The sequence below is a fragment of the Variovorax sp. P1_H12_2 genome, from assembly GCF_056405335.1.
Window position 1 is genome coordinate 1 of the sequence record NZ_JBFUCI010000498.1, and the last position, 4,211, is coordinate 4,211.

General features: G+C 69.3%; 5 protein-coding genes. All 5 read left to right on the forward strand.

Annotated elements, in window-relative coordinates; translation table 11 throughout:
* Positions 1-986: aromatic ring-hydroxylating oxygenase subunit alpha (locus tag AC1D2K_RS30970; RefSeq protein WP_478093796.1), on the forward strand; the 986-nt coding region annotated here is incomplete at its 5' end.
* A gap of 130 nt (positions 987-1,116) precedes the next feature.
* Entirely contained in the window at positions 1,117-2,049 is a 933-nt protein-coding gene (locus AC1D2K_RS30975) for a DMT family transporter (RefSeq protein WP_478093797.1), read from the forward strand.
* A gap of 263 nt (positions 2,050-2,312) precedes the next feature.
* Complete coding sequence (locus tag AC1D2K_RS30980; RefSeq protein WP_478093801.1) at positions 2,313-3,230, forward strand: sulfurtransferase; 918 nt, start codon at positions 2,313-2,315, stop codon at positions 3,228-3,230.
* Positions 3,227-3,772 carry a DUF2796 domain-containing protein gene (locus tag AC1D2K_RS30985; protein WP_478093799.1) on the forward strand — a complete coding sequence of 182 codons (546 nt, stop codon included), beginning with the start codon at positions 3,227-3,229 and terminating at the stop codon, positions 3,770-3,772. Before AC1D2K_RS30980 ends, AC1D2K_RS30985 begins: the two co-directional genes overlap by 4 nt.
* 76 nt (positions 3,773-3,848) lie before the next feature.
* Positions 3,849-4,211, forward strand: a 363-nt coding sequence (locus tag AC1D2K_RS30990; RefSeq protein ID WP_478093802.1) for an ATP-binding cassette domain-containing protein, incomplete at its 3' end; no start/stop codon positions are given.

Below are 4,211 nucleotides of genomic sequence, written 5' to 3' on the forward strand. Positions count from 1 at the left end.
GCCGCGGCCAGCTCGAGGCCCAGGCCGGCGGCAACATCGTGTGTCCGCTGCACCGCTGGACCTACGCGGCCGCCGATTCGCGCACCACCGGCACGCTGATCGGCGCGCCGCACTTCGAGCAGGACCCCTGTCTCAACCTGCACAACTACCCGCTGAACGAGTGGAACGGGCTCCTGTTCGAGCAGAACGCCAACGGCCGCGGACGCGATGTCGCCGCCGACCTCGGCCGGATCGGTCCCCGCCTCGACCTCGATTTCGATGGCTATGCCTTCGACCGCGTCGAGCTGCACGAGTGCAACTACAACTGGAAGACCTTCATCGAGGTCTACCTCGAGGACTACCACGTCGGCCCGTTCCACCCGGGGCTGGGCAGCTTCGTCACCTGCGACGACCTGCGCTGGGAGTTCGGCCACCATTTCTCGGTCCAGACCGTGGGCGTCGCCAACCGGCTGGGCCGCGCCGGCAGTCCGGTCTACCAGCGCTGGCAGGAGCAATTGCTCAAATACCGCAACGGCCATCCGCCCAGGTACGGTGCGATCTGGCTCAGCTACTACCCGCACGTGATGGTCGAGTGGTATCCGCACGTRCTCACGGTCTCGACGCTGCATCCGGTGGGCCCGCAGAAGACGCTCAACATGGTCGAGTTCTTCTATCCCGAGGAGATCGTCGCCTTCGAACGCGAGTTCGTCGAAGCCCAGCAGGCCGCCTACATGGAGACCTGCGTCGAGGACGACGAGATCGCCGAGCGCATGGACGCCGGGCGCCGCGCGCTGATGCAGCGCGGCGACGACGAGAGCGGCCCCTACCAGAGCCCGATGGAAGACGGCATGCAGCAGTTCCACGAGTGGTACCGCAGGGAAATGACCTCCCCCCCAGGCTTGCCCACTTCGTGTGGCCGCCACCCCCCTACCGGGGGCGCTGCCGGTGGCCCGGCGAAGCCGGTTCCACGGCAGCCCACGAACGGGCGCGCTGCGCGCAGCCGTTGAACACCCAAGCCCCACGGCCCGGCCCGTTCGTGAAACACCGCGGAACCGGCTTTGCCGGGCCGCGGGTGTTGCCCCCTGGAAGGGGGTGCCCGAGCCACACGAAGTGGGCGAGGCTGGGGGTCAGCGCCTGATGCAAGCGCTCTGGATGGTGCTGGGCGCACTGATCTTCGCCACCATGGGCGTGTGCGTGAAGTACGCCTCGGCCTGGTTCTCCAGCGCCGAGCTGGTCTTCTACCGCGGCCTGATCGGCATCGTGTTCCTCTGGGTGCTGGCGCGCAGCCGCGGCGTCTCGCTGGCCACCCGCTATCCCGGCATGCACGCCTGGCGCAGCCTGATCGGCGTCGTGTCGCTGGGTGCCTGGTTCTATGCCATCGCCCACATGCCGCTGGCCACCGCGATGACGCTGAACTACATGAGCAGCGTCTGGATCGCGGCCTTCCTGGTCGGCGGTGCCCTGCTCGCCTGGGTGCCGACGCCGGGCCGCGACGGCAGCCTGCCGCGGCCGCCGCTGCAGGGTCCGCTGGTGCTCACGGTGCTGGCCGGCTTCGGCGGCGTCGTCCTGATGCTCAAGCCCACGGTGGGAGACAACCAGGGTTTCGCCGGACTCCTGGGCCTGCTGTCGGGTCTCACGGCCGCTTTTGCCTACATGCAGGTGGTGGCGCTGTCGAGGCTCGGCGAGCCCGAGGCGCGCACGGTGTTCTATTTCGCGGTCGGCTCGGCCGTCGCGGGCGGTCTGGGCACGCTGCTGGGCGGCGCCACCCCCTGGGCCAACTGGACCTGGAGCCATGCGCTGTGGCTGCTGCCGGTCGGCGTGCTGGCGGCGCTCGGGCAGCTCTGTATGACACGCGCCTACGCCAGCGCCAAGACCGAAAGCGGTACGCTGGTGGTCGCCAATCTCCAATACTCCGGCATCGTTTTCGCCGCGATCTACAGCGTGCTGCTGTTCGGCGACCGCATCGACGCCGCGGGCTGGACCGGCATGGCGCTGATCGTGGCCAGCGGCATCGCCGCCACCGTGCTGCGCCAGCGCTCGCTGCCCAAGGCGCCCGCCGAAGAGCATTAGGCTCGCCCCCAGGTTGGGCTCACTGCGTGTAGCCCGCCCACCCCCTGCCGGGGGCAACACCAGCGGCCCGGCGAAGCCGGTTCCGCGGTGTCACTGTTGCTCACCCCCAGGTTGGGCTCACTGCGTGTAGCCCGCCCACCCCCTACCGGGGGCAACACCAGCGGCCCGGCGAAGCCGGTTCCGCGGTGTTTCACGAACAGACAAAGGCAAAGAGGCAAGGAGCGCAGGTATCGTTGGACAATCTGCTTTTCGTCGAGGCCATGATGCACAACCCTTCTTTCACCACCTTGATTTCCGCCGAACAACTGAAGGACTTGTTGGCCGGCAGCACGGCCTCGATGGTGTTCGACTGCAGTTTCGAGCTGATGAAGCCCGACGCCGGCCCGCAGCTGTACCGCGCGGCCCACATCCCGGGCGCCGTGTATGCCAACCTCGACACCGACCTCAGCGCCAAGCACGGCGTGCCCGGCGCGCACGGCGTGGTGGTGTCGCAGGACGACGGCCCGCCGGCTTCGGGCGGCCGCCATCCGCTGCCGAGCCGCGAGCGCTTCGCGGCCTGGCTGTCCAGCGTCGGYTTCGCCAACGGCATGCAGGCGGTGGTGTACGACCGCAACGGCGCCAACTACTGCGGCCGGCTCTGGTGGATGCTCAAGTGGATGGGCCACGACGCCGTGGCCGTGCTCGACGGCGGGCTCCCGGCCTGGCAGGCGACCGGCGGCGAGGTCACGAACCGCGAGGAACCTGCGCACTTCCAGTCGAACTTCGTGGTCGGCGAGCCGCTGCTGAAGCTGGTCGACACGCAGACCGTGGCGGCACGGCTCGAGCAAGCCGGCCAGACACTGGTCGACGCCCGCGCCGGCGCAAGATATCGCGGCGAGGTGGAACCTCTGGACCCGATCGCGGGTCACATCCCCGGGGCCGTGAACCGGCCCTTCACCGAGAACTTCGGTCCCGACGGCAAGTTCAAGCCGGCCGCGCAGTTGCGCGCCGAGTTCGACAGCTTGCTGGCGGGCCGGGATCCCGCGACGGTCGTCCACCAGTGCGGCAGCGGCGTGAGCGCCGTGCCCAACCTGCTCGCCATGCAGATCGCGGGCCTCGGGCCGACCGCGCTCTATGCCGGCAGCTGGAGCGAATGGAGCAACACGCCGGGGCTGCCGACCCGGCAAGGCGCCCAAGCATGACCCCTTTCCGACGCCCATTCGTCACTTTCGCCCTCACCGCTTTCCTTGCAACGCCCTTCGCGGCACCGGCCCAGACTCCGGCCGCCCATGTCCATGGTCAGATCAGGCTCAACGTCGTGATCGACGGCCCGGCCATCGTCATCGAGATGGAATCCCCGCTCGACAACTTCGTCGGATTCGAGCGCGCGCCTCGCACCGAGCCCGAAAAGACGGCCGCCGAGGAAGCCGTCGCGCAACTCCGCGCGGCCGACCAGCGCTTCAAGATCGACCCCAGCGCCAATTGCAAGCTGGGCCCGGTCACGCTGCGTTCCACGGCCCTGGGTCTGGGCAAGGGCGAGGAAGGCGCCGGCGAAGGCCATGCCGACCTCGATGGCAGCTTCGCCTTCAACTGCACCAATGCGGCGGCCGCCAAGTTCATCGACATCGACCTGTTCGCTGCCTTCAAGGGCCCGCGCCAGATCGAGGCCCAGATCGCCGCGCCGCAGGGACAGTTCAAGCGCACGCTGAAGCGGCCGGCCGCGCGGCTCGCCTGGGGCAAGTGATTCGGCCGCTCCGAAGGCGAGCACCGAAGCGCCGCCGCGCGAAGGTTCTCCAGTGAGCCTCGTCCTTTCGGCGCAGATGCTGCGCTTCGGCTGGCCCGGTGCCGAGCGGCCGTGCATCGACATCGAGCGCTTCGAGGTCGATGCCGGCGAGGCCGTGTTCCTGCACGGCCCGAGCGGCTGCGGCAAGAGCACGCTGCTGTCGCTGCTGGCCGGCGTGCTGATCGCCGAGGCCGGCCAGGTCAAGCTGCTCGGCCACGACTGGGCCCGGCTCTCGGGCGCCGCGCGCGACCGTGCCCGGGTCGCCCATGTGGGCTAYATCTTCCAGCAGTTCAACCTGCTGCCCTACCTGAGCGTGCTCGACAACGTGCTGCTGCCCTGCCGCTTCTCGGGGCGGCGCATGGCACGGGCTTCGCGCGACGGCTCGGCCAGCGCGCAGGCC

Excerpts from the sequence above, each read along its gene's own strand:
- AC1D2K_RS30985 (WP_478093799.1), top strand. The coding sequence starts at position 3,227 with ATGACCCCTTTCCGACGCCCATTCGTCACTTTCGCCCTCACCGCTTTC.
- AC1D2K_RS30975 (WP_478093797.1), top strand. The coding sequence starts at position 1,117 with ATGCAAGCGCTCTGGATGGTGCTGGGCGCACTGATCTTCGCCACCATG.